Here is a 1,253-nt window from a genome sequence, read left to right as displayed (position 1 = left end):
AAAGACGCCACCTTTTTGAAAAAAGGCGGCACCCAAAAACTTTTTCTTATCAACGCGTTGTTTTCAAACACTCTTCTAAATAACGGAAATAACTCTATTCATTTTCGGTCAGGCTTTTCAGCCATGGCGACATAGGCACAAAAGGACAGGCCACGCGCAGGGAAAGGCACGGCCCCTGCCCCATATCCATGCCCCCTTGACGCGCGGCGTGTGACGCGGTGCAATCGTGGCACCATACGTCCCGATCCATACGAATAAACAGGCCCCCGATGAAACATTACTGCGCGACGCAGACACAGGCGCTGCTGCCATTCCCGGCGCTGGTGGACATGCTGGCGCGCACCGTGCGCGATTACGCGGGCGGCACCATCGCCTGCCCCGAACGCACCACCGTTCCCACCCACGATGGGGGCGGGGTGCTGATGTGCATGCCCGCCGTCGGGGCGGACCTGATTACGACCAAGCTGCTGACGATCTTTGGCGCGAACACGGCGCTGCACCTGCCGGCCATACAGGGGACGGTCACGTGCGCGGATGCGCATGACGGGCGGTTCCTGTTCGGGCTGGATGGGCCAACGGTCACGATGCGCCGCACCTCGGCCATCAGCATGCTGGCGATCCGCACCTTCGTTCACGGGCATGTGCGCCGCGTGCTGGTGATCGGCACCGGCACGCAGGCCCTGGCACATGTGGAGGCATTGGCCGCCCTGCATCCCGCCATCGAGGTTGCGATCCGTGGCCGCACCCCCGACCGGGCGGAGCGTTTTTGCACCCAGCACGCAACCGACCGCCTGATGCTGCGTCCCGAACGGGCCGGGGCAGAGGACGGATTTGATGTCGTCATCACCACGACATCCAGCACCACGCCCATTTTCGACACACCCGCCGATGCGCGCCGCCTGGTGATCGGGGTTGGGGCCTATCGCCCGGACATGGCGGAAATCGCCCCGCAGGTCGTCCGCGCCAGCCAGATTTACGTGGATGATCCCATCGGCGCCCCGTCAGAGGCCGGGGACATCCTGCAGGCCGGTGTGCCATGGGGGGATGTCCGCGCCCTTGCGCAGGCATTCGACACGCCACGCGACCCGGCCCGGCCCGTATTTTTCAAATCCGTGGGATGCGCGGCATGGGACCTTGCCGCCTGCCGGGTCGCACGCGACATGCAGACACGCCTGTCACCCGAAGCCTAGGGCATTTCCACCGAAAACCGGTTCGGTGAAAATGCTCCGGTTTATTGTTTTTACGAGCATCTT

The 1,253-nt window shown here is 63.2% G+C and carries 1 protein-coding gene; it reads left to right on the top strand.

Annotation, left to right across the window (positions count from 1 at the left end):
- The first annotated feature begins 269 nt into the window (after positions 1-269).
- Entirely contained in the window at positions 270-1,190 is a 921-nt protein-coding gene (locus tag B7G66_RS16865) for a delta(1)-pyrroline-2-carboxylate reductase family protein (RefSeq protein WP_003621722.1), read from the top strand.
- Positions 1,191-1,253: the final 63 nt, after the last annotated feature.

It is taken from the genome of Novacetimonas hansenii JCM 7643 (genome assembly GCF_000964405.1).
Classification (GTDB): domain Bacteria; phylum Pseudomonadota; class Alphaproteobacteria; order Acetobacterales; family Acetobacteraceae; genus Novacetimonas; species Novacetimonas hansenii.
The sequence above is the reverse complement of the archived record's forward strand: the minus strand, read 5'-3'. Positions and strand labels throughout refer to the sequence as shown.